Raw genomic sequence first — 23,239 nt, 5'->3', positions numbered from 1 at the left:
ATTTTCATTCATAGTTAGTATAAAATGCGACGTAGCCCGTTTTAGATGAAGCTATTAGCTGCCGCTAAAGCAAAATACTCCGTTTTCCGCGGACACGGCCTCCATCTCCTCAGAAGAAACCCACTTCCTTGAAAAAGAAATCCGCTTTTTCTGCGTGCGATGTGTATTCATAGGAGCTTTCCTTGTCCTGCGGGGCTTTCACCTCGTGCTGTTCCCGCAGGAGTCTCCGTATTCTGCTTTCGCTAAGTTACTATTTTCTAATCTACTGAACTTTGCAGATAGGAGTAAGGATGAAAAAACCTTATTCAAAATCTTTAGTCCAAAGACCATGAATTGCTATCCTAATTACTGTTTTTGGGGTTCTATTTACTTAGAGGTTGTTCATAACTATTTAAGATTTCACTTTATTTACTTATATTAAAATTAGAAATTTCATTCGGATACTATTCTTTGTCCACTATTTACGGCATGTTGATTGGAGTGGAGGGCAGTCGACTCCTGTGGGAACAGCACGAGGTGAAGACCCCACAGGGAGCGATCTTTGCGAGCGAGGAGGCTGAGGCCGTGCCCACGGAAAGCGACCGCCCGCAGCGGAAATCAACATCACGTGTATATCGAGCAGTTATTAAACCGATGGTTTTTTGTTTAACTATTTTTTTACTTCGCAGCATATATCTTTTTAGTAGCAAAATTCACAAAAGAAACCTATAAGAAAAATCCGAACTGAATCGAATTCTAATGAAAGAATTTCGAGCCAAATTCGGATTTTATTAGGATAAATACACTTTTGTCCTAGCCTCTTCTAAAAAATTATTATAACATTAAGTTCGATACTTGGGATAGGATTGACACCACTCGTAAAACGACTATTGGCATCGAAAATCAACCTAGTTAGCGTCTACCGTAATCATTCGAATAGGGATTTTATTGTGTCGTGATGTTTTGTTTTCTCTAACGTCATCATTAGCTTAATTCTTGCTTTCGGTCCAGTTAATCCATTGGAGAAAATAACGCCGATATTTTTTAAATGACTTCCTCCACCTTCGTACGTATAGGTAGGTTGTACGATCCCTTGATAACATCTAGAAACGAGGATAACAGGTATCTGATCCGCAACAACTCTTTCCAACGCTCCTACAGTGTCTTTAGGGAGATTTCCCTGTCCAAGTCCCTCAATGACGAGCCCATCCATTTGAGCTTGGTGAACGGCCGAGATTATATCTCCATCCATTCCAGCATAAGCTTTTAATAGTACAACTTTATGCGTTAATTGTTCTACCTTACATGTTTCGCTCTTTGTTAACTGCTGATGAAAGAAGACGTTGTGTTTCGTAACAATACCAATCGGGCCATATTGTGGACTTTGGAACGTAGCGATATTGCTTGTCGAAGTTTTCGTCACGTTATGGGCAGTATGTATTTCATCATTCATGACGACCATTACCCCTTTGCTGATGGCTTCCTCATGGCTAGCTACTCGAATGGAACATATTAAATTATAGAGGCCATCTGAACCAATTTCATTACTTGATCGCATCGCTCCTGTTACGACAACCGGCTTCATTGTAGCTAGATACAAGTCTAAGAAATAGGCCGTTTCCTCCAAAGTATCCGTACCGTGTGTAATTACTATTCCATCTACTTCTTCTAAACGCTGCTCCACAACCTTCGCAAGCTCTAACATGTGTGAAGGAGTAATATGAGGAGAAGGGAGGTGAAAAAGATATTCTTCCGTCGTATCGGCATATTCAACCAAGAGGCTACTCACTGAACCTAGTGGATGTTCGCCAGCAGGCGACACCGTTCGAGACTCTTTGTCCTCCATCATGGAAATCGTTCCACCTGTATGAATAATTAAAATCTTCTTCAATATTTCACCAACTTTACGTTTTCACTATTTAATTTCTACCTTTTCCATGATACGATGAAACTACTATAATTGAAAGAGGGTGTCGAAATGTTTGCGGTTCTTACAGCTGGAATTGCACCGACACTTGCTTTGTTGGCCTTCTTTTATTTAAAAGATCGGTTTGATTCAGAGCCACTAACGATGGTTTTTCGCACGTTTTTATATGGGGCATTACTTGTGTTTCCGATTATGTTTATTCAGTATGCCTTTATGGAAGAAGGTCTAGGTTCAAATTCCTTCATATACTCTTTCCTTATTACCGGATTCCTCGAAGAATTTTTTAAATGGTTTATTTTTATGTACACCGCATATAAATATTCGGATTTTGATTCGATGTACGACGGTATCGTTTATGGTGTAGCCCTTAGTCTAGGGTTTGCTACGGTTGAGAATATTTTGTATCTCGTAGCCCACGGTGTAGAAACTGCCTTTAGTCGTGCCTTATTTCCTGTATCCTCTCATGCGCTTTTTGGAGTTATAATGGGATTTTATATAGGAAAAGCGAAATTCACTAAGAAATACCGGAAATCCACGCTTCTGTATGCACTGGTCTTAACAATAGGACTACATGGGACGTATGATTATATTCTTCAAACAGTTACTGGAAACTGGCTATATGCACTGATTCCATTTATGATTGGACTTTGGATGCTAGCACTAAGAAAAGTGAAGGTTGCTAACCAACAAAGTATGAAAAAAGTAATATATGATGTGCCGTTTAAACACCACGCATAGCTTCTTCCCACAAAGGAAATAAAAAGGGGAGAAGCTATTTTTATGTTCGCAAACCTCCTTCCATCTCTTTTCCATTTTTTAAAGTATATTTTTCCTATGTATAAAAAGGCAGATGTTTCAAAAAATAGGTATCAATTACGACAATACTTTATTTCTCTCAGGAGGATAGTCGAGATGAAAAAAACATTGATCCCATTTTTAGTTTGTTTTACAATCCTGGCGGGTGTAGGAATGCTTACGAACGTAGAGCCTACATATGCATTTAGTGACCAAGTCATCCAACAAGGAGCAACAGGGGACGACGTCATTGAACTTCAAGCCAGATTACAGTACTTAGGTTTTTACAACAGTCAAATCGATGGAGTGTTTGGCTGGGGAACATATTGGGCATTACGAAACTTTCAGTATGAATTCGGCTTAGACATTGATGGCCTTGCTGGTCCTGGAACGAAACAAAAGTTAGTGGATGCAAGTCAGTATGACCGTGCCTTTGTAGAAAAGCAGGTCGATGCTGGAAATGATTTTACGTACTATGGTGGAACACCGAAAGAACAGCAAGTGAAGAAAAAGGCGAATACGAACACGAACAATAATCAAAATACAAATACGAAAAAGCAAGCTAACCAAGGTAATCAGGCCAACAAGGGAAATCAAGGAAACCAAGGAAACCAAGGAAACCAAGAAAAACAACCAGCTAAACCAAAGAACACAAATAATACGAATGACAAAGCAGATGCACCACAACCAACGGCTACAAATGTTCCAGCTGGATTTTCGCAAAATGATATCAAGCTTATGGCGAATGCTGTTCACGGGGAAGCGCGTGGTGAGCCATATGAAGGAAAAGTGGCAGTTGCTTCTGTGATTCTAAATCGTGTAGAAAGTCCTTCGTTTCCTAATACAGTTTCGGGCGTTATTTTTGAGCCTCGTGCTTTTACAGCCGTTGCGGATGGACAAATTTGGCTTACACCAGATGAATCAGCGAAAAAGGCAGTACTTGATGCACTAAACGGCTGGGATCCAACGGGAAACGCTATTTACTATTTTAACCCTAATACAGCAACATCAAGCTGGATATGGGGAAGACCACAAATTAAACGAATCGGAAAACATGTCTTTTGTATGTAATAGAAGAAGGATGGTGATATAAGATGCTGAGATGGATTGGAATTGCTGTATTAACACTAGGACTAGTCGGAACCGGTGTTTGGGGTTATCAAGAACATCGAGAAAAAAATGCTGTATTGATTCAAGCGGAAAACACATATCAAAGATCGTTCCATGATCTTTCCTATCATATGGATCTATTGCATGACAAAATTGGAACGACATTAGCGATGAATTCAAAGGAACAGTTATCCCCACAGCTTGCTGAGATTTGGAGACTTACTTCAGAAGCACATAGTGATGTTGGACAACTACCTTTAGCTCTTCTTCCTTTTAATAAGACAGAGGAGTTTTTATCGAAAATAGGGACGTTTAGCTACCGTACAGCTGTCCGCGACTTGAATAATAAACCATTATCCGACAAAGAAGTTGAACAGCTTCAAACCCTTTATGAGCAGTCGGGAGAAATAGAACAAGAGCTTCGTAAAGTACAAAGTTTAGTGTTAGAAAATAATCTCCGCTGGATGGATGTGCAACTAGCGTTAGCTAGTAGTGAGCAGCAAGCGGACAATACGATTATTGACGGGTTTAAAACCGTTGAAAAAACAGTTAAAGGTTTTGAGGAAGGAAACCTCGGCACAACCTTAACGGGAGTATCAGCAGAAAACCATGATTACAAGTTTATTCAAGGTCAAAAAATCACAAAAGAAAAAGCGAAAAAGAAAGCTAGAGATTTTTTCGGAGTGGGACAAGATACAGAAATTCGTATAACTGAAAGTGGAGATGGGGCAGATGTTGCCATGTACAGTGCCTCCTATAAAGAAAATGGCAAACACGGATATTTAGACTTATCGGTCAAAGGAGGCCATTTACTTTCATACATCGTCAATCGTGATATTGAAGCTAAAAAGCTAAGCTTACACGCCGCTAGAACAAAAGCAGAAAAATATCTAGAGGAAAACGGATTCAAAAACATGCAGCTGTTCCAGAGCAGTCAGTATGACAATGTAGGTGTATTTAGCTTTTTATACACGCAAGATGATGTTCGAGTGTATCCGGATTCCATCCAAGTTAAAGTTGGATTGGATGATGGGGAGTTACTTGGATTGTCCACTCGCGACTATTATAGGAACCATCAAGAACGTCAAATTTCAGAGCCTGAAATTAGCGAAGCGGAAGCGAGAAAGAAAGTTAATCCAAATATAAAAGTTCAAGAAGCCCATCTTTCCATCATTAATAATGATCTTCAAGAAGAAGTACTTGTTTATGAGTTTCTTGGCGTCTTAGACAATGAGACGTATCGAATATTTATTAATGCAAACACTGGAATGGAAGAAAAGGTGGAACCGTTAAAGACAACAAAAATAAAATTTAAGGATTCTGTTTAGGGAAGGGTATTATACCTTTCCCTTTTCCTGTTTTTTTGAGATAATAGAAGTTGTAAAGATTGGATACATTGATAAATTTGGATGAAATGAGGCGGACGTCATGACAAAAATCGGCCTACCGCTCACCTTAGAGTATGGGGTTAATGGGGATAGTGAACTATATAGATGTAAAATTGTGGAACACGAAGATCATCTCATTTACGTTGATTACCCAATCCATACGATAACAGGACGTACGGGAGTTTTTGAAACAGGAACAGAGTTTTATGCGAGTTTCGTTGGCAAGGACAATTCTGTTTACCAATTCGAGACTCAAGTTCGAGCAAAGAAAAATGTAAACATACCTACTTTGGTTCTCGGCTTTCCTGGGGACGAAAATCTAATTCGCATACAAAGAAGGCAATATGTTCGAATAGAATCTTCTTTAGATATTTCAATCCATGACTCGGAAGGGGCGATTGCGCCATTTACAACAGTTACACAGGACATTAGTGGTGGCGGGCTCTCCGTCGTTCTACCTTCCAATCATTCCGTAAAACCAGGGATGATTTTAGATATCTGGATGGTACTATCAATGGATTCCGGATCTAATGAATACATTCACGCTAAAGCAAAAGCTATTCGTGTTCATGAACGAGATGAACATGTATCCACTTTATCGATTAAGTTCAATGAAATTAAGGATAAGGATCGTCAAACGGTCATCCGTTATTGCTTTGAAAAGCAGTTGCTCAATCGAAAGAAAGGGATTAAGTAGCACATTGTATAATTCTGGTTCTCCCAAGAAATAATAGGTAAAAAAGGGGGAATCATAGTGAAACGTATGGAACGATGGTTTCTTTCCTTACTTCTATTACATGGATTGTTGCTGATTTCAGCTCAGTTTACAATCAGTCATTCTGATTTTGAGCTTTATGCAAATCCTGTTTATGAGTATATTGGGGTTTTTGAACAGGGGCAATCCAACATAGTAAAAACAATAGACTCTTTTTTAAATGATGTGTTATCCTTTTAAAGGTCCTTTTGTTTAGATTAGAATAAACCAGACTATATAACTACTGATGAGAATTCAGGCCAGAGTATCTATCCTTTCCCTTATGGAAAAGATAGAAACGGCCTGAATTACTTTGTAAGTGGCATCAGGATTTTGTTACGAGAAAGGGAGTAATGTACCATGACAAACAAACTTGCTATTGCCATTGATGGGCCGGCAGCTGCAGGAAAAAGTACCGTTGCAAAGCAAGTAGCAAAGCATCTTTCCTATATATATATAGATACCGGCGCGATGTATCGAGCAATTACATATAAGGCACTACAACATAACTTAGATTTAGAAGACGAACAATCGGTGTATGAATTACTATTACAAACAGAAATCAATCTTGTGCAGTCCGAAGGTGGACAAATTGTCTTGATAGATAGACAAGGTGTAACCGATGAGATACGAAATCAGGATGTAACGAATTCAGTGTCCATCGTTGCTAAGCATGCGCTCGTAAGGCAAGAAATGGTGGCGCGTCAGCAAGCACTTGCTGCACAACGTGGAGTCGTCATGGATGGACGAGATATTGGAACACACGTTATCCCAGATGCTGAAGTGAAGGTGTTTCTAGTGGCATCTGTCGAAGAGAGAGCGATTCGCCGACATCAAGAAAACGTAAAAAAGGGTTTTCCATCTGAGTTACGCCGACTAAAAGAAGAAATTGCAGCTCGAGACAAATTAGATTCGGAACGAGAAGTTTCTCCTCTTATTAAAGCAAAGGACGCTGTAGAAATAGATACTACTTCGCTTTCCATCCAAGAGGTTGTGGACCGAATTTTATCCATAGTGGCGTCTGTAAAAGAGTTTTAAGAAGGAGGGGAGAGAATAATGAACCTTTACCGTTTCGCAAGATTTGTAGTAGGCATTTATCTTCGTATAATTTATCGTCCAAAGGTGATTGGAAAAGAACATGTTCCGAAAAATGGTCCTGTTATTATTTGTTCGAATCATATTTCTAATTGGGATCCACCTGTAGTGGGAGTAACCTGCCCTCGGCCCATTCACTTTATGGCAAAAGAAGAATTGTTTCGAAATAAGCTTTTAAGGGGATTATTAACTAGAATCCAAGCATTTCCTATTAAAAGAGGGATGAAGGACCGTAATGCCTTACGTCAAGGTCTAGACATTTTAAAACAAGGGAAAACCCTTGGATTATTTCCAGAAGGAACAAGAAGTAAGACCGGTCAAATCGGTCAAGGCTTAGCTGGTGCAGGTTTTTTCGCTAGTCGATCTTCCGCCACTGTAATTCCTTGTGCCATTATTGGTCCATACCAAAGCTTTAAAAGACTAAAGGTAATCTATGGGCAACCAGTAGCTTTAGATCAACTTAGGGAAAACAAAGCAAATGCTCAGGAAGTAACCGATGCAATCATGGCAGATATAAAAAAATTGATCGATCAACATAAATAAAATTCCCAATTGCTTGACAAATTGGTTCAAATGTTAGAAGTTAGAAAAAAGAACAAATTTAGCCGTTTGTTGTGTGGAAATTGAAGGAGGTCTTTGATGATGGACGAAATGAATCAAGAAGTGTCACAGTTTAAAGAACTTTCTGTGGGCGATCAAGTAACGGGTACGGTCGTTAAAGTGGAAGAAAAGCAGGTACTCGTTGATATCGGATACAAAGTGGAAGGGATTGTTCCTATTAGTGAGCTTTCTAGTCTTCATTTAGAATCATGTGCAGATGCTGCAAAAGAAGGAGATCAAATCACGTTAAAGGTAAAAAAAGTAGATGATGAAGAAATCGTTTTATCAAAACGTGCAGTTGATGCAGATCAGGCTTGGGACGATTTACAAGCGAAATTCGAGTCTGGCGAAGTATTCGAAGCGGAAGTAAAAGACGTGGTTAAAGGTGGACTAGTTGTAGATGTTGGTCTACGCGGATTTATTCCAGCTTCTCTTGTAGAGTCCTTTTATGTAGAAAATTTTGATGATTATAAAAACAAAACCATTTCTCTAAAAGTAGTGGAGCTAGATCAATCACAAAATAGAGTAATTCTATCTCACCGTGCGGTAACGGAGCAGGAAGAAGCTAATAAAAAGCAAGAACTTCTTCAATCTATTGAAGAAGGACAAGTCATCGAAGGAAAAGTACAACGATTAACTGATTTTGGTGTCTTTGTTGATATCGGTGGTATTGATGGTTTAGTGCATATCTCTCAGCTTTCTCACCAACATGTGGAAAAAGCGAGTGATGTAGTATCAGAGGGTGATGTTATTAAAGTGAAAGTACTCTCTATAGACCGTGACACCGAGCGTATTTCCTTATCCTTAAAAGAAACACAACCTGGACCATGGGACGAAGTAGAAAGCAAACTTCAACCAGGAAATATTGTAGACGGTACGGTTAGAAGACTTGTACAGTTCGGAGCATTTGTTGAGTTGTTCCCAGGTGTAGAAGGACTAGTTCATATTTCTCAAATCGCAAACCGTCATATTGGTACTCCACAAGAAGTACTAGAAGTTGGACAATCTGTTCAAGTAAAGGTACTAGATGTAAGCGCAACTGATCAACGAATTTCTTTAAGTATTAAAGAAATAGAAGAGGATCAACAACAAGAAGACATTAAACAATACGAAAAAGAAGAAGATCATTCTGGTTTCCAACTTGGCGATATGATTGGCGATAAGTTGGACAAGTATAAATAAAAATACACGAAAAGACTCCTTTCAAAAGGGGTCTTTTTTTCTTGCTTTGAAATGACAAAATTGGCTAAGTAGAAAACATGAAGCATTAGCGACGTCCTGCCCCAGTTCAGCTATGCGGGCTTTTGTTCCTGAAATTTACCGTTCCTTCATGTTTAGACTTCTTCTGCTTTAGGCATAATGCTATAAGTAGGAGGTAACAGGATGGAAGGGTTTCTTTTTTTGTGGGTAAGCTGGATATTATGGGTAATCGTTACCTTTTTGATGCCCAAAACAAAAACTAGGCTTATGCATGCTGTATTCTTACTGGCTACCATATCACTAACGAGTGTTTATTTTGTCTGGGATGGGTTATATATTTATCTCGTTATATTGGTTCTTCTTGTGTATGGGTTTATTTTGTTAACGAAAACAGATCGGTGGTTAAGGCATACCATTGTATCCATTGCAGTTGGGCTAGGGTATAGCGGTTATTTATTTTGGGAGCAGGTCATGCCAATTATGTTACTAGTCTCCAGAAACCTATTGATTCCAGCTATGGCTTCCGTTGTTTTATTTTTTATAACGAATAACATCCGAGATCAACTAGCTATTTGGTTACTAAGCGCCAGTTTTGGAGAACTCATCCACTCATTTATCCTTCATAGTTACGGATTGGAAGCTGCGCTAGGAGAGCTTCGGTTCTTGGATGCAACATTCGTCACGATTGGATGCTTACTCGTACTCCAAGGCTTTTTAGAATTGAGAAGAAAACTTAATGACACAATCCAATGGCTAGAAAAGCAAAACAATGAGGTGAAATCATGACAGAATATACGTATCCCATCTTGTTTGGAGTTATCATTGGGACATTATCGAGAATATTAATGCTCCGAACGGATTATAGACAATACCCAACCTATTTACATGGCAAGGTCATACATATTTCTTTGGGCTTTATTGCAGCTGGGCTTGGGACGGTAGCTGTACCGGCTATCATGGAAAAAGAGTTTACTGCTGTAACTTTTTTAACCATTGCAGCATCCCAGTTTCGTGAGGTGCGAAATATGGAGCGTAATACGTTAACAGAGTTGGATACCTATGAAATGGTACCAAGGGGGAAGACATATATTGAAGGGATTGCGGTTGCGTTTGAAGGACGAAACTACTTGGTCATTCTTACTTCCTTTTTGGCAACTCTTTCGTACTTAGTTTTTAATGTCTGGGTTGCTGTTATTACATCAATCGTTTGCTTCCTCGTTATTAAAAAGCTCATGAGTGGCTCGAATTTAAAAGAAATTGTTGAAATTGAACATAAGTCCATTCATTTTGAAGGTGCAGGTTTGTATGTAGATGATATATACATTATGAATATTGGGCTACCTGAAAGACAAAAAGAGATTTTGAAGTATGGGATGGGATTTGTTTTAACCCCAAAAAACTTTGATATCCGAACTACCATAGCAAACTTTGGTCAAAGACAGGCTATCCTTCACGATGTGTCGGTTTCCTTAGGTGTCTTTCATGATTCCGGGACACCAGCCTTGGTACCATTAATTAAAAGAGATCTGGACAGTGGGAAGATCGGAGTATTCGTTTTGCCAGAGGATCGTGATGTGAACAAAGCCATAACTACTATTGGAGCTGTTCCTGTTTTAGAAAACGCGATTCGAAAGCCATCTGAATCTAAAGCGAGTGAAAAGGAGGGGAGACCTCATGCGACTGGAGAAAGCAGTTCTAGCCGTGATCACAACGAACAAAACAAAAATTGATGGAGGGGCTCCTATTTTTCTATGTGACTCAAAAGAAGAATTGGAGAATGTATCGAAAAATTTAGAAGCAATACTAGATGGAATTAGTCACGCATTAAGTGAAGATATGCAGATTATCGTCAAGCATTAGAGACAAATTTGATTCCTTTTTTCGACTTGTGCCATAATAGAGGATGTTCAAAAGTACGGTAAAGGAAGCTTGGTATGGTGAAACCATGCCTTAAGGAGAGGTTGAGCATTAGTCGCACTTATACTTACATCCTAGGATGTTTATAAGAGTATGTGCGACTGTGCTTTTTATCCTCCTTTTTTGAACACGTATGAATAGGAATGATAGAAAAGATTGTTTATCATTTCCTGTTTTGCTAAAATGTAAAAGTTGACAAGCACTTATAGATTGTGGAAAAGAAGGGATGTACCTTTCATGAGAAAATCAGTAGTAGCAATAGTCGGAAGACCAAATGTCGGGAAATCGACTATTTTTAATAGGTTAGTTGGAGAGCGGATCTCTATTGTTGAAGATGTACCGGGAGTTACAAGAGATCGTATTTATTCGTCGGCTGAATGGTTGCATACGAACTTTAATCTAATTGATACAGGTGGAATTGAAATTGGCGACGAGCCTCTTCTCGTACAAATGAGACAGCAAGCTGAGGTCGCTGTAGATGAAGCGGATGTCATTATCTTTATGGTAAATGGACGTGAAGGGATCACAGCCGCTGATGAAGAGGTTGCCAAACTGTTATATAAATCCAATAAACCAGTTGTGCTAGCCGTGAATAAAGTGGACAATCCTGACATGAGAGAATCTGTCTACGAATTTTATTCTTTAGGATTTGGTGAACCCTTTCCGATCTCTGGAACTCATGGATTAGGATTAGGAGATTTATTAGATGAAGTGATTAAGCACTTCCCAGATCAGGAGCTAGAAGAAGTAGATGACGATACGATTCACTTTAGCTTAATCGGCCGTCCGAACGTAGGGAAGTCTTCCCTTGTAAATGCATTGCTTAATCAAGAACGAGTCATTGTCAGTGATATTGCAGGTACAACTCGTGACGCTGTTGATACACCATTTACGAAGGATGAGCGCGACTTTGTCATTATTGATACGGCAGGGATGCGTAAACGCGGAAAAATTTATGAATCGACTGAAAAATATAGCATATTACGTGCTTTGCGTGCTATTGAACGTTCCGATGTTGTGCTCACCCTCATTGATGCAGAAACTGGCATTATTGAACAAGATAAAAAAATCGCAGGTTATGCCCATCAAGCTGGAAAAGCTGTCATTATCGTCGTGAACAAATGGGATACCGTTGAAACCACTGAAAAGTCGATGAAGGAATTTGAAGAAAAGATTCGAGTTCATTTTCAGTTTTTGGACTATGCACCAATCGTGTTTTTGTCTGCTAAAACGAAGAAGCGTACTCATACATTAATTCCTAAAGTTTTAGAGGCAAGCGAAAATCATTCCAAACGGGTCGAGACGAGTGTGTTAAATGATGTGATCATGGATGCGCTTGCTATGAATCCAGCACCGACGTTAAAAGGACAAAAATTAAAAGTGCTTTACGCAACTCAAGTAGCTGTTAAACCACCAACTTTTGTTGTTTTCGTTAATGATCCAGAATTGATGCACTTTTCCTATGAACGCTTCCTTGAAAACCGAATCCGTGAAGCTTTTGGGTTTGAAGGAACACCGATCAAAATATACGCAAGAAGAAGAGCTTAGGAGGGGAAGTATGTCGACAATTACGGTTATTGGGGCTGGTAGTTGGGGGACTGCACTATCCCTTGTATTAGCCGATAATGCTCATGATGTACGCTTGTGGACCCATCATAAAGAGCAAGCGGAACAGTTAAGAGAACAACGAGTAAATGAACGTTATTTACCGAATGTTCATTTACCGAAAAATGTTAGTTTCCATAATGACTTAAAGGAAGCATTACAAGATACAAGTGCAATCTTATTAGTCGTTCCTACCAAAGCAATTCGTCAGGTTTGCCGACAGATTTCTGATGTTTTGGATCATAAAGTGACGCTGATACACGGAACGAAAGGGATCGAGCCAAATACACTAAAACGTGTTTCAGAAATGATTGAAGAGGAAATGGACGCTAATCTCTACAAGGAAGTCGTCGTGTTATCCGGACCAAGTCATGCCGAAGAAGTAGGACAAAGACAACCGACTACGGTGACGGTTTCTTCAAAAAGTATGGAAGAAGCGGAGAAAGCACAGGACTTATTTATTAATGAAAACCTCCGTGTTTACACGAGTCCAGATATGATTGGTGTGGAGCTTGGTGGCTCGTTAAAAAATATTATCGCATTAGGAGCTGGAATTTCAGACGGTCTTGGTTATGGCGATAACGCAAAAGCGGCTTTAATCACTCGAGGACTTGCTGAGATTGCCAGACTAGGTACATCGATGGGTGCTAATCCTCTCACCTTTATTGGGTTATCAGGAGTAGGAGATCTAATTGTGACATGTACAAGTGTTCATAGTAGGAACTGGAAAGCAGGTAATTTATTAGGAAAAGGGAATCAGCTTGCGGATGTGTTAGATCAAATGGGTATGATTGTAGAAGGAGTAAACACAACTAAAGCCGCCCATCAATTTGCTGAGCAACAAAATACGGATATGCCTATCACCAATGGTATTTATCAGATTCTGTTTGAAGATGCCAATCCTCGTGATATTGTGGACCAACTAATGACTCGTGGGAGACGCCATGAGATGGAAGACTTATCAACTATGCTCACAAACTTATACGCGAATTAACACGCTCTTTTCTTCCTTGCATATACTATGTTGAAATGGAAATTAGGCAAGGAGGAATCAACATGAGTGATAACCAGAAGAACATGTTTGATCACATCCAACAAAATTCGAACATAAAGACAGATCAAATTTTGGAAGCGGCACAATCGTTCAATCAGTCCGATTTATCGGATGAAAAATCTGTACGTAATCTTGTTAAGCAATTGGCAACAATGGCTGGAAAGCCAGTATCAAAAGAAAAAGAAGATAAATTGGTAGAAGCGATTACAAGTAATCAGATTCCGAAAGATCTAGGTTCATTAAGTCAATTGTTTAAAAAATAGGAGGAGCATAGGCATTTGAGGATGCAAGTAGCAGATGCTTCGCATACAATAAATCGCACAAGCATTCATTTTAGAGTTGCTGCGGGATTTATTTAGTCAACCGAGATGGGATTGCCCCTCCATCTCGGTATTTTCTATGTCATTAGAACCTAGGTCTAGCACACACTAGCGAACCAATCTGTGATATAATACTAAAAGTTGTGGACAAGCTATTGTTTCGGGAGGAGGAAAACCGATGTCTGCTTCCATGTTAAAAATGTATATCTCTTTTGCAGGTATGATTTTTTTATTTATTTCCATTGGCCTTATCTTATTAAGTCGACATAAGCTCCATGGTGTTTGGGCTGCTGGTGTCACCTTGTTTGCCTACTTATTTTTAATAGTAGGGGGCATCATCATATTTTACATAGTATTCAGCGGACCTACCGGTTAACTAAAGGAGGAAGGGCAATGAGAAGGACGGTTGTCATCTTTCTACTAATCACAACAATGTTGCTTAGTGGATGTTTGTATCCGAATAATAGGCTAGCTAAAAATCAAGTGCCAAACGACGTACAGGTAGATATGGTTCAAGAGGCAGTAGATCAGTATGTGGAACAAACCCAAGGCCTTGTACCAATTAACACCAAGCCTGAGGATACACCAATCTTTCAAAAATATATTTTAGATTTTGCAAAGCTAAAGGAATATTCATTAATTTCAAGTGTTCCAGGAACTGCATTCGAAAATGGCGGTAATTATCAGTACACGCTTATTACACCAGAGGAAAATCCCACGGTAAAGGTTATTGATTTAAGAATCGCCGAAACGATTCGTGAATTAAATTTTAAAATCAATGCATTTCGCTCGGAACATATCTATCCACCATTTGGCGAACCTGTAACGAATTTTATGTATGAGATTGATTACAAAAAGCTTGGACTCGAGCAAGCCCCTTTTATTGTTAGTCCGTACTCAGGGAACAATATCCCCATTCTAATTAGTGCAGAAGGAGAATTAGCTGTTGATTATCGCTCTGACTTGTATCAGGTGTTAGAGGAACAGGACCACCATTATCAAGAGGGCGATGATATTCGCTATTTACTAACTGATTATTACCCGTTTGTACCAGCGTATTCCATCCCTTACACGTTACAAGATGGGGAACCTGTATTTGCACCTAATTTGCCGAAATAATTAACAATTCGGTTAGGGATATCCGATACAATTGCCTTTATTAGGAATATAAAAACCTATGTCGCATATAATGTGGCATGGGTTTTTTGTATTTATGAAAATTATTCCATGCTTAACCACTCATTCTATGACGATATGCAAGGCTTATATGGATGAAGAGGCTTCATTAAAACTTTTTTAGCCTTTTCCATATAAACAAGTCATATTTTGATAGGACAACGTCATAGAATTGTATTGTCAAAGATTCGTAATAGCTCTATGGCGAAGTAGATCGGGAGGGGATCATTTGGAAAGAGTTGATATTTTTAAAGATATCTCGAAGCGGACAAATGGAGATATCTATTTAGGAGTTGTAGGAGCAGTAAGGACTGGTAAGTCTACATTTATTAAAAAGTTTATGGAACAAGTCGTTTTACCGAATATTCCAGATGAGGGGGATCGAGCAAGAGCTCAGGATGAACTCCCTCAAAGTGCAGCAGGTAGAACAATTATGACAACAGAGCCGAAATTTGTACCAAATCAAGCAGTTTCCGTACAAGTGGATGATGGTTTAGATGTAAACATTCGTCTCGTGGATTGTGTAGGATACACCGTAAATAGTGCTCAAGGCTTCGAGGACGAAAACGGTCCACGAATGATCAATACGCCTTGGTATGAAGAGCCCATTCCGTTCCACGATGCTGCGGAAATCGGAACAAGAAAGGTTATTCAGGAGCATTCCACATTAGGGGTTGTCGTTACGACAGACGGTACAATCGGTGAAATCCCACGCGAAGATTATGTAGAGTCTGAAGAGAGAGTTGTAGAGGAACTAAGAGAAGTTGGTAAGCCATTTGTGATGGTTATTAACTCCGTACAACCTTATCATCAGAACACAGAAGAGCTAAGACAAGAGCTTAGTGAGCGCTATGATATTCCAGTACTAGCAATGAGCGCGGAAAGCATGAGTGAGCACGATGTGTACAATGTACTTAGAGAAGCGTTGTATGAGTTCCCGGTGCTTGAAGTAAACGTAAACCTTCCTAGCTGGGTCATGGTCTTGAATGAGGATCATTGGCTACGTGAAAGCTACCAAATCGCGATTCAAGAAACGGTTAAGGATATTAAACGGTTACGTGATGTCGACCGAGTGGTTGGCCACTTCGATGCCTACGATTATATCGAACACGCTCAACTCGCCGGTATGGAAATGGGTGAAGGGGTAGCGGAAATCGACTTGGAAGCACCTGATTATCTATATGATCAAGTGTTAAAAGAAATTGTAGGAGAAGAAATTCGTGGAAAAGATCATCTACTTGAACTTATGCAGGACTTTGCTAACGCGAAGCGCGAATATGATCAAGTTTCTGACGCCTTACAAATGGTGAAACAGACTGGCTATGGTATTGCAGCCCCGTCCTTAGCGGATATGGCACTTGATGAGCCAGAAATCATCCGTCAAGGTTCAAGATTCGGGGTACGACTAAAAGCTGTCGCTCCATCGATTCATATGGTAAAAGTAGATGTGGAGTCTGAATTCGCCCCAATCATTGGGACGGAAAAACAAAGTGAGGAGCTCGTGCGCTACTTAATGCAAGACTTTGAAGAAGATCCTCTATCTATTTGGGAATCTGACATCTTCGGAAGATCCTTAAGCTCCATCGTAAGAGAGGGTATTCAAGCGAAGCTATCCTTGATGCCAGAAAATGCAAGATACAAATTGAAAGAAACCTTGGAACGCATTATTAACGAAGGTTCCGGTGGTTTAATAGCGATTATTCTTTGAGGCTGGGACATAACTAGCCAAGAATAACCTAAAAATGGTTCCCATCATCGGTTTTCGATGATGGGAACCATTTTGGTTTGAATTATGGTCACCATCTATGGTTGGATTTGCATTCATGGCCGTGTACTTTCTCAAGTTTACCGCCATGAATGCAAATCCCAGTTCCTTTTCTACTTTCTCTTTACCTCTCACCGACATACGGGTGAAACGCAAATTAGCCTTCAGAAATCCGAAGACGGGTTCTACATCTATTTTGCGTTTGCCATAGATTTTCCCCGTTTCTTTTTCCGAAAGCTGCTGTCTCGTATATGCTTTTTGGTTTTCCCACTTTTCATTATAATAGATCTTTCGATTGTTTCCTTCCTTCGCTTTCGTACATTGCGAACGTAACGGACAACCGAAACAGTCCTCACACTCATAGACGTTATATGTTCTTGTATAACCATATCGGTCTGTTCGATTGGATAGATAGCGGAATGTTAATTTTTTATCGTTTGGACACGTAAACGCATCTTCGATCTCATCGTAATGCCAATTGGCTACGTTAAAGGCATCCTGCTTATATTTCTTTTTCTTTTCTTTCCGGTATTGGTTATACGTAATCAATGGCGTGCGTTTCCGATTTTCGATGACGTCTTCGTAATTTTGTTCACTCCCATAGCCGGCATCCGCGACAATATAGTTGGGTAGGTCAAAGAAGTGTTCCTCAATGTTATCCAGGAAAGGTGTGAAGGTACGCGTATCCGTTGGATTCGGAAACACGTCATAAGCGAGCGCATACTGTCCTTCTGTCGCAAGTTGCACGTTATACCCGGCTTTGAGCTGGCCGTTTTTCATGTAATCATCCTTCATGCGCATGAAGGTGGCATCGTGATCCGTTTTCGAATAACTGTTGCGCTCTCCGAAGATGGCCATATCGTGTTGGTATTTTTGTTTGCGCACCACAAAATCCTTGAATTGCTTGCCGTATTGTTTAGGGGTTTTGCGCTCAGAACGAAGCTGTTTCCGTTCGCTTACGTCTTCACTTGCTTCTATCTTTTTATCATATTCACCAACCGTCTCCTCCAGCTTTTCCACCACTTTTTCGAGTTCTTGGCTGGATAGTTCCTCCATACTTTCCCGTTCTATTTCCGGAATGATTTCTTTCTCCAACAGTTCTTCATACATCCGGTTAGACTTTTCCACTAAACGGGAACTGTACTTTTCCGTCGCTTTGCGCCAGACAAACGTAAACTTGTTGGCATTCGCTTCGATTTTCGTTCCGTCCATAAAAATGGCTTCTTCCTCGATGACGTTTTCTCGGACAAGCTGACAACGGAATTGGACAAAGCACTGACGCAATAGTTCCTTTACCTCCGGATGGACACGGAAACGGTTAATTGTCCGGTAACTTGGTTCATACCCCTGGGCCAGCCACATCATCCGGACACTGTCTTTCAGTAATCCCTCGATCTTTCTGCCAGAGAACACCGACTGCGTATAAGCACATAAAACCACTTTCATCATCATGCGCGGATGATAAGCCGGACATCCCGTTTCACGCAGAAATCCAGTGAATGCCTCATCTGGAATAGCTTCCACGACATCATGGACGGCATAGGCGATATCGTTTTTCTGAAGTTTGATTTCCAAATCTAGCGGCAAAATGACTTGATTCATGTTATACTGTTTAAACATAAGGATACCTCCGATTCTGTTTGGGTGTGGTAACTTTAACATTATCAGAAGGTATCCTTTTTGCGTACATTTTTTTGGGATTTTATTAAAAAAAGAGTGACACTCACTGGTTTATGGTGTGGGTGCCACTCTTTTTAGTTACTGGGTTTTGTCCCAGCCTCTTTTATTTTTTTATAAATTCTTCTATGAAATTAGTAAAGTACTTCAGATGGCTCACTAAAAACTGCTCAATCCTTTGTCTGACAAGTGTTAGAAGCTCTTGCATAACATTCTTATCTATGATAACATGCAAATCAATAGACGAGTTAGGACTTAGGAAAATTGAACAATTTTTAGCTAAACTTGTTAATTTATGTTGAATTTCCCCGAAAACTCGTTTAATATAAGCCTTGTCACCAAATATTTGATGACGAAGGTATAAAAAAGTAAAAAATGGTGAACAAATGGTAGAATCACTACTTATTGTTCAAACGAATCGTATACAGGTATTGGGAGGAGGTGAATGTCATGAATAAAACTGATCTAATCAATGCAGTTGCTGAGAAAAGCGAGCTTTCTAAAAAAGACGCTACAAAAGCTGTTGATGCAGTTTTTGAATCTATCATGGATTCACTTAAAGCTGGAGACAAGGTACAATTAATCGGTTTTGGTAACTTTGAAGTACGTGAGCGTGCGGCACGTAAAGGTCGTAACCCACAAACAGGTGATGAAATCGAAATCCCTGCAAGCAAAGTACCAGCTTTCAAACCGGGTAAAGCCCTAAAAGATACTGTAAAATAATTTACATATGGGCAAAGGGTGCAATTTGCACCCTTTTTTTATTTGGTAAGAAACAAATACATAAACTTTAATTTGAGAAACACCTATGAAGCGAATGTAAAGGACTTATGTTATAATAATTGTTGATACGTTATCGAAAGGTTTACTATGGAGGGCTTATTGTATGGATTCCATTTCACTAGAGTTACAACTTAGACGAATAAAATCAGCCATTGAGAAACAAATTAGCCACCCCTATTTAGAAAGGTATATTCCAAAGCCTTTCATAGATAATGACAAATTAATGATTTTAACCTCCTTAATGAACACTACAGATTTATCTGAATCCAAAAAGGATCACTATATTATTACTACGATGTTGGTTCAAGTTGCGTTAGACACTCATGATTTGGTGACCAATCAGTCTATGGAAAAAGAATCTGTCCAACATAAGGTAGAACGACAGCTCACAGTCCTTGCTGGGGATTATTATAGTGGTTTATATTATTTCTTACTTAGTAAATTAGACGATGTCGACATGATTCACGTTCTGGCTTCTGCTATCAAAGAGATTAATGAGTTGAAAATGTCGGCATATTACAATAAACCGGACTCTATCCAGGATTGGATGCGAGTAGTTAAACAAATTGAATCCTTGTTAATTCAACGAGTAGCAGAACATATTCAAGGTACGGAGATTAATGCACTTTCTGGAGAGTGGCTTCTTATGAGGAGGCTAACCAAAGAAAAACAGCATTTCTTAAAATCCGGACAATCCGAATTGATTCATGTATTGACAGGACATGAATTATCAAATAATCCAAGTAAACAAGCTATTCAGCTTGTGGAAGGTACTATTCAAAAGTGTGTGCAAAAAATGGAAACAGCTGTCAATCAGCTTCCGTTTCAATTTAATCAATTAACATCTTATGTACATGCACTGATTTACGATTACAGCCGGAAAAACACAAAAGTAGTGGAAGAAGGGTAAAAGATGGCACAATCAAAGGAAGAACGAGTTCACGGAGTGTTTGAAAAAATTTATGATCGTTATGATTTTATGAACTCGGTAATTTCTTTTCAAAGACACAAAGCGTGGAGAAAAGACGTCATGAAAAGAATGGGTGTTCAGCATGGGGACTCTGCTTTAGATGTATGTTGTGGTACAGGAGATTGGTCCTTTTCCCTTGCTCAAGCTGTAGGTTCCACTGGGAAAGTAATCGGATTGGATTTTAGCCAAAACATGCTATCAATCGCGAAAGAAAAAAATGAAAACTTGCAAATCGAACATTTGGAGTTTGTTCATGGGAATGCCATGGAGCTTCCATTTGAGGATCATACATTCGATTATGTAACAATTGGTTTTGGACTTCGTAATGTTCCCGATTATAAACAAGTGTTATCGGAGATGAATCGGGTCGTAAAGCCTGGAGGAATGGTTGTTTGTCTAGAAACATCGCAACCCACAATGCCTCTTTTTCGTCAACTTTACTATTTTTATTTTAAACATGTGATGCCACTTTTCGGTCGCTTACTGGCAAAGAGCTATGATGAGTATGCATGGCTCCATGAATCAGCTAAGGATTTCCCTGGAAAAGAACAATTAAAGGATATGTTTAAGGAAGTAGGTTTAACGCAAGTAACGATAAAGAGTTACACAGGTGGTGTAGCGGCTATGCACGCTGGAACGAAACCATCTGAATAAGAAATTCTATTAGTAAAAAGGTGACGTCATGAAACTAGCAGCTGCCTATTCGTATTTAAAAACGGAGCTAAACCAAATTGAAAAAACATTAAATGAAACCATCCATGCTAAGGATCCCATTTTGAGAGAAGCTTCGCAGCAATTATTAAAAGCAGGAGGAAAACGAATTCGTCCTGTTTTTGTTTTGCTTGCGGGATCTTTTGGAGACTACCAATTTGATCGATTAAAAACGGTAGCTGTTTCCTTGGAGTTGATCCACATGGCCTCTTTAGTTCATGATGATGTGATTGATGAAGCGGAATTACGAAGAGGGAAACCAACAGTAAAGGCGAAATGGGATAATCGAATTGCCATGTACACGGGAGACTATATATTTGCTAGGTCCTTAGAGTACTTAACAGATATTGATAACCCAAGAGCCCATCGTATTCTTTCGGAAACTATTGTTGAGCTCTGTATTGGGGAGCTTAAGCAAATGGAAGAAAAATATAACCTGGATCAATCTATTCGTAACTATTTGCGAAGAATTAAGCGGAAAACCGCGTTACTTATCTCTTCTAGTAGTCAGCTTGGGGCGATAGCTTCTGGTGCACCCAAAGAATATGAGCAGGCATTAATGCAATATGGCTACTATGTTGGAATGTCCTACCAAATTATTGATGACATACTAGATTTCACCTCTTCGTCATCCGAATTAGGTAAACCAGCAGGTGGTGACTTGTTACAAGGTAATATAACATTACCTGTCTTCTATGCGATGGAAGATTCGGACTTCAAAGATGCCCTTCGCCAAACATTAGCTGCCGAAGAAAAAATCGATCCAGCAGATATTCAACCATTTGTGGAGCATATTAAAAAGAGTAATGCGATTGATCGAGCGTATGCCATTAGTGAAAAGTATTTAAACAAAGCTTATGAAGCATTAGAAGTTCTTCCAAATACAAGAGCAAAACACTCCTTGACGACAATTGCCAAATACATTGGAAAACGGAAGAACTAAGACGTTGTCAGAATTTCTATTCTTTGTTAGAATCTATTAGGGTAGTTTCATAGCGCTTTCATAAATACATAATAACGAAGAGGTGTAACGATGGAAAAGACATTTTTAATGGTGAAACCCGATGGAGTTCAAAGAGATTTAGTAGGAGATATAGTTTCTCGATTTGAAAAAAAAGGCTTTAAACTTGCGGGTGCAAAGCTTATGCAAATTACAAAGGAATTAGCGGAAGAGCATTATGGAGAGCACAACGGTAAACCATTCTTTCCTGAGCTTGTAAGCTTTATTACATCTGGCCCTGTATTTGCTATGGTATGGGAAGGGGATAATGTTATTGCAACGGCTCGTCAAATGATGGGTAAAACAAATCCTCAGGAAGCATTGCCAGGAACCATTCGTGGGGACTACGGTTTAACAGTAGGAAAAAATGTAATCCACGGATCCGATGCACCAGAAAGTGCAGAAAGAGAAATTGGACTTTTCTTCTCTGAGGGAGAGTTAATCGAATATACAAAAGATAACAAACAGTGGATTTATTAAATATGAAAAAGCCCCAATCATTGGGGCTTTTTCTTTTGGACATTCTCGGTTATGATGTAAATATAAATGGTAGAGGAGAAAGAGCCATGAATGACTACTTAGAGTTCACAGCACAGATCAAACGAAAAACAGGAATAGATTTAAGCTTATACAAAGAAGTACAAATGAAGCGTAGATTAACGGCATTACGGGATAAAAAAGAGTGTAAGGATTTTACGAGCTATTTTAAACTACTAAATAGCGACCAAGATGCGCTGATGGAATTTTTGGACCGTGTGACGATTAATGTTACAGAGTTTTATCGGAATTTTAGTAGATGGGATACCCTACAAAAAAAAGTATTACCTCTGTTACTAAAAAACAAGAAAACATTAAAAGTGTGGAGCGCTGCATGCTCGACAGGGGAAGAACCCTACACCATTGCTATGATATTAAATCAGTTCATGGACTTAAAGGATATAAAAGTATCAGCAACAGATTTAGATGAAAACGTCATGAAACGAGCACAAGTTGGACTATATCCAGAACGCTCTTTACAGGAAATACCAGACACAATTAAGCAAAAATATTTTACGAAGGATGGCACAACCTACAAAATTGATGATTCTATTAAACGATGTGTGACATTCAAAAAACACAATCTATTATCGGACAACTATGATAAAGACTATGACTTAATTGTTTGCCGTAATGTGATGATTTACTTTACAGAGGAAGCGAAGGATGAAATATACAGGAAATTTAGTCAATCGCTAAGACCAGGTGGTGTGCTATTCGTCGGAAGCACGGAGCAAATCTTCAACCCTAGTCAATATCAATTCCAAATATTAGATTCTTTTTTCTACCAGAAAGGATAATGATCTATTCTAAGAAATCTCACTTTGCTGGGATTTCTTCTTTATTTGGCTCTGATTTATGTAAATGCTTTCATTA

The 23,239-nt window shown here is 39.2% G+C and carries 25 protein-coding genes; 23 read left to right on the top strand and 2 right to left on the bottom strand.

The genetic code is table 11. The features are described from left to right. Positions 1-907 precede the first annotated feature (907 nt). The gene (locus KO561_RS10460) at positions 908-1,870 is read right to left on the bottom strand and encodes an asparaginase (protein WP_231093158.1); all 963 of its coding nucleotides are present in this window, start codon (positions 1,868-1,870) and stop codon (positions 908-910) included. An 87-nt stretch (positions 1,871-1,957) separates the two neighbouring features. Between KO561_RS10460 and prsW the strand changes: the two genes are divergently transcribed. The 17 genes from prsW to spoIVA all read left to right on the top strand — a co-directional run bounded on the left by prsW (position 1,958) and on the right by spoIVA (position 16,628). Further along, positions 1,958-2,644, top strand: coding sequence for a glutamic-type intramembrane protease PrsW (prsW, locus tag KO561_RS10455; RefSeq protein WP_231093156.1), 687 nt, complete (start codon positions 1,958-1,960; stop codon positions 2,642-2,644). Between the two features lie 174 nt (positions 2,645-2,818). Further along, positions 2,819-3,772, top strand: coding sequence for a spore cortex-lytic enzyme (sleB, locus tag KO561_RS10450; RefSeq protein ID WP_408004812.1), 954 nt, complete (start codon positions 2,819-2,821; stop codon positions 3,770-3,772). A gap of 23 nt (positions 3,773-3,795) precedes the next feature. Further along, positions 3,796-5,139, top strand: a complete 1,344-nt coding sequence (gene ypeB / locus KO561_RS10445; RefSeq protein ID WP_231093155.1) for a germination protein YpeB — start codon at positions 3,796-3,798, stop codon at positions 5,137-5,139. Positions 5,140-5,239: 100 nt separating this feature from the next. Then, a complete protein-coding gene (locus KO561_RS10440; protein WP_231093154.1) occupies positions 5,240-5,896 on the top strand; it encodes a flagellar brake protein in 657 nt (218 codons plus the stop codon). Between the two features lie 66 nt (positions 5,897-5,962). Then, positions 5,963-6,154, top strand: coding sequence for a DUF5359 family protein (locus KO561_RS10435; protein WP_231097095.1), 192 nt, complete (start codon positions 5,963-5,965; stop codon positions 6,152-6,154). 159 nt (positions 6,155-6,313) lie between these two features. After that, a complete protein-coding gene (cmk, locus tag KO561_RS10430) occupies positions 6,314-6,991 on the top strand; it encodes a (d)CMP kinase (protein WP_231093153.1) in 678 nt (225 codons plus the stop codon). An 18-nt stretch (positions 6,992-7,009) separates the two neighbouring features. Continuing rightward, a complete protein-coding gene (locus KO561_RS10425; protein WP_231093152.1) occupies positions 7,010-7,591 on the top strand; it encodes a lysophospholipid acyltransferase family protein in 582 nt (193 codons plus the stop codon). A 99-nt stretch (positions 7,592-7,690) separates the two neighbouring features. Continuing rightward, positions 7,691-8,830, top strand: a complete 1,140-nt coding sequence (gene rpsA, locus KO561_RS10420) for a 30S ribosomal protein S1 (RefSeq protein ID WP_231097094.1) — start codon at positions 7,691-7,693, stop codon at positions 8,828-8,830. A 201-nt stretch (positions 8,831-9,031) separates the two neighbouring features. Continuing rightward, complete coding sequence (locus tag KO561_RS10415) at positions 9,032-9,634, top strand: YphA family membrane protein (RefSeq protein ID WP_231093151.1); 603 nt, start codon at positions 9,032-9,034, stop codon at positions 9,632-9,634. Continuing rightward, a complete protein-coding gene (locus KO561_RS10410; protein ID WP_231093150.1) occupies positions 9,631-10,578 on the top strand; it encodes a YIEGIA family protein in 948 nt (315 codons plus the stop codon). Before KO561_RS10415 ends, KO561_RS10410 begins: the two co-directional genes overlap by 4 nt. Further along, positions 10,523-10,708 (top strand): capping complex subunit for YIEGIA, encoded by a 186-nt coding sequence (locus tag KO561_RS10405; protein ID WP_231093149.1) that lies wholly within the window; start codon positions 10,523-10,525, stop codon positions 10,706-10,708. Before KO561_RS10410 ends, KO561_RS10405 begins: the two co-directional genes overlap by 56 nt. A 294-nt stretch (positions 10,709-11,002) precedes the next feature. Then, positions 11,003-12,313 (top strand): ribosome biogenesis GTPase Der, encoded by a 1,311-nt coding sequence (gene der / locus KO561_RS10400; RefSeq protein ID WP_231093148.1) that lies wholly within the window; start codon positions 11,003-11,005, stop codon positions 12,311-12,313. Between the two features lie 10 nt (positions 12,314-12,323). Beyond that, on the top strand, positions 12,324-13,364 hold the full coding sequence (locus KO561_RS10395; RefSeq protein WP_231093147.1) for an NAD(P)H-dependent glycerol-3-phosphate dehydrogenase: 1,041 nt from the start codon (positions 12,324-12,326) through the stop codon (positions 13,362-13,364). A gap of 62 nt (positions 13,365-13,426) precedes the next feature. Further along, a complete protein-coding gene (locus KO561_RS10390) occupies positions 13,427-13,687 on the top strand; it encodes a stage VI sporulation protein F (RefSeq protein ID WP_231093146.1) in 261 nt (86 codons plus the stop codon). Positions 13,688-13,922: 235 nt separating this feature from the next. Next, positions 13,923-14,120: a DUF2768 domain-containing protein gene (locus KO561_RS10385; protein ID WP_231093145.1), complete on the top strand. Its 198-nt coding sequence runs from the start codon at positions 13,923-13,925 to the stop codon at positions 14,118-14,120. Between the two features lie 17 nt (positions 14,121-14,137). Next, positions 14,138-14,863: a hypothetical protein gene (locus tag KO561_RS10380; protein ID WP_231093144.1), complete on the top strand. Its 726-nt coding sequence runs from the start codon at positions 14,138-14,140 to the stop codon at positions 14,861-14,863. A gap of 286 nt (positions 14,864-15,149) precedes the next feature. Beyond that, positions 15,150-16,628 carry a stage IV sporulation protein A gene (gene spoIVA, locus KO561_RS10375; protein ID WP_231093143.1) on the top strand — a complete coding sequence of 493 codons (1,479 nt, stop codon included), beginning with the start codon at positions 15,150-15,152 and terminating at the stop codon, positions 16,626-16,628. Here the strand turns inward: spoIVA and KO561_RS10370 are convergent. After that, positions 16,608-18,305 (bottom strand): IS1182 family transposase, encoded by a 1,698-nt coding sequence (locus tag KO561_RS10370; RefSeq protein WP_231093142.1) that lies wholly within the window; start codon positions 18,303-18,305, stop codon positions 16,608-16,610. The two genes, spoIVA and KO561_RS10370, sit on opposite strands and share 21 nt — an antisense overlap. A gap of 507 nt (positions 18,306-18,812) precedes the next feature. Here KO561_RS10370 and KO561_RS10365 point away from each other — a divergent pair. The 6 genes from KO561_RS10365 (at position 18,813) to KO561_RS10340 (ending at position 23,163) form a co-directional block, all read left to right on the top strand. Next, positions 18,813-19,085, top strand: coding sequence for an HU family DNA-binding protein (locus KO561_RS10365; RefSeq protein WP_143894068.1), 273 nt, complete (start codon positions 18,813-18,815; stop codon positions 19,083-19,085). 163 nt (positions 19,086-19,248) lie between these two features. After that, positions 19,249-20,055 carry a heptaprenyl diphosphate synthase component 1 gene (locus tag KO561_RS10360; RefSeq protein WP_231093141.1) on the top strand — a complete coding sequence of 269 codons (807 nt, stop codon included), beginning with the start codon at positions 19,249-19,251 and terminating at the stop codon, positions 20,053-20,055. 3 nt (positions 20,056-20,058) lie between these two features. Further along, on the top strand, positions 20,059-20,769 hold the full coding sequence (gene menG, locus KO561_RS10355; protein WP_231093140.1) for a demethylmenaquinone methyltransferase: 711 nt from the start codon (positions 20,059-20,061) through the stop codon (positions 20,767-20,769). A 28-nt stretch (positions 20,770-20,797) separates the two neighbouring features. Further along, entirely contained in the window at positions 20,798-21,769 is a 972-nt protein-coding gene (gene hepT, locus KO561_RS10350; RefSeq protein WP_231093139.1) for a heptaprenyl diphosphate synthase component II, read from the top strand. Between the two features lie 90 nt (positions 21,770-21,859). Further along, entirely contained in the window at positions 21,860-22,306 is a 447-nt protein-coding gene (gene ndk, locus KO561_RS10345) for a nucleoside-diphosphate kinase (RefSeq protein WP_231093138.1), read from the top strand. 86 nt (positions 22,307-22,392) lie between these two features. Then, a complete protein-coding gene (locus KO561_RS10340; protein ID WP_231093137.1) occupies positions 22,393-23,163 on the top strand; it encodes a CheR family methyltransferase in 771 nt (256 codons plus the stop codon). Positions 23,164-23,239: the final 76 nt, after the last annotated feature.

Source organism: Radiobacillus kanasensis, from assembly GCF_021049245.1.
GTDB classification, from domain to species: Bacteria; Bacillota; Bacilli; order Bacillales; family Amphibacillaceae; genus Radiobacillus; species Radiobacillus kanasensis.
Note: the sequence above shows the minus strand (reverse complement) of the source record. Positions and strands in the feature narration are given on the sequence as shown.

Bases quoted from the DNA above. Each gene is read 5' to 3' on its own strand.
- KO561_RS10435 (WP_231097095.1), top strand. From the start codon at position 5,963: ATGGAACGATGGTTTCTTTCCTTACTTCTATTACATGGATTGTTGCTG.
- KO561_RS10380 (WP_231093144.1), top strand. From the start codon at position 14,138: ATGAGAAGGACGGTTGTCATCTTTCTACTAATCACAACAATGTTGCTT.
- KO561_RS10410 (WP_231093150.1), top strand. From the start codon at position 9,631: ATGACAGAATATACGTATCCCATCTTGTTTGGAGTTATCATTGGGACA.
- prsW (WP_231093156.1), top strand. From the start codon at position 1,958: ATGTTTGCGGTTCTTACAGCTGGAATTGCACCGACACTTGCTTTGTTG.
- ypeB (WP_231093155.1), top strand. From the start codon at position 3,796: ATGCTGAGATGGATTGGAATTGCTGTATTAACACTAGGACTAGTCGGA.
- KO561_RS10425 (WP_231093152.1), top strand. From the start codon at position 7,010: ATGAACCTTTACCGTTTCGCAAGATTTGTAGTAGGCATTTATCTTCGT.
- KO561_RS10440 (WP_231093154.1), top strand. From the start codon at position 5,240: ATGACAAAAATCGGCCTACCGCTCACCTTAGAGTATGGGGTTAATGGG.
- KO561_RS10390 (WP_231093146.1), top strand. From the start codon at position 13,427: ATGAGTGATAACCAGAAGAACATGTTTGATCACATCCAACAAAATTCG.
- menG (WP_231093140.1), top strand. From the start codon at position 20,059: ATGGCACAATCAAAGGAAGAACGAGTTCACGGAGTGTTTGAAAAAATT.
- ndk (WP_231093138.1), top strand. From the start codon at position 21,860: ATGGAAAAGACATTTTTAATGGTGAAACCCGATGGAGTTCAAAGAGAT.
- hepT (WP_231093139.1), top strand. From the start codon at position 20,798: ATGAAACTAGCAGCTGCCTATTCGTATTTAAAAACGGAGCTAAACCAA.
- KO561_RS10395 (WP_231093147.1), top strand. From the start codon at position 12,324: ATGTCGACAATTACGGTTATTGGGGCTGGTAGTTGGGGGACTGCACTA.
- sleB (WP_408004812.1), top strand. From the start codon at position 2,819: ATGAAAAAAACATTGATCCCATTTTTAGTTTGTTTTACAATCCTGGCG.
- KO561_RS10360 (WP_231093141.1), top strand. From the start codon at position 19,249: ATGGATTCCATTTCACTAGAGTTACAACTTAGACGAATAAAATCAGCC.
- cmk (WP_231093153.1), top strand. From the start codon at position 6,314: ATGACAAACAAACTTGCTATTGCCATTGATGGGCCGGCAGCTGCAGGA.
- KO561_RS10385 (WP_231093145.1), top strand. From the start codon at position 13,923: ATGTCTGCTTCCATGTTAAAAATGTATATCTCTTTTGCAGGTATGATT.
- KO561_RS10415 (WP_231093151.1), top strand. From the start codon at position 9,032: ATGGAAGGGTTTCTTTTTTTGTGGGTAAGCTGGATATTATGGGTAATC.
- der (WP_231093148.1), top strand. From the start codon at position 11,003: ATGAGAAAATCAGTAGTAGCAATAGTCGGAAGACCAAATGTCGGGAAA.
- KO561_RS10340 (WP_231093137.1), top strand. From the start codon at position 22,393: ATGAATGACTACTTAGAGTTCACAGCACAGATCAAACGAAAAACAGGA.
- KO561_RS10365 (WP_143894068.1), top strand. From the start codon at position 18,813: ATGAATAAAACTGATCTAATCAATGCAGTTGCTGAGAAAAGCGAGCTT.
- KO561_RS10370 (WP_231093142.1), bottom strand. From the start codon at position 18,305: ATGTTTAAACAGTATAACATGAATCAAGTCATTTTGCCGCTAGATTTG.
- rpsA (WP_231097094.1), top strand. From the start codon at position 7,691: ATGGACGAAATGAATCAAGAAGTGTCACAGTTTAAAGAACTTTCTGTG.
- KO561_RS10405 (WP_231093149.1), top strand. From the start codon at position 10,523: ATGCGACTGGAGAAAGCAGTTCTAGCCGTGATCACAACGAACAAAACA.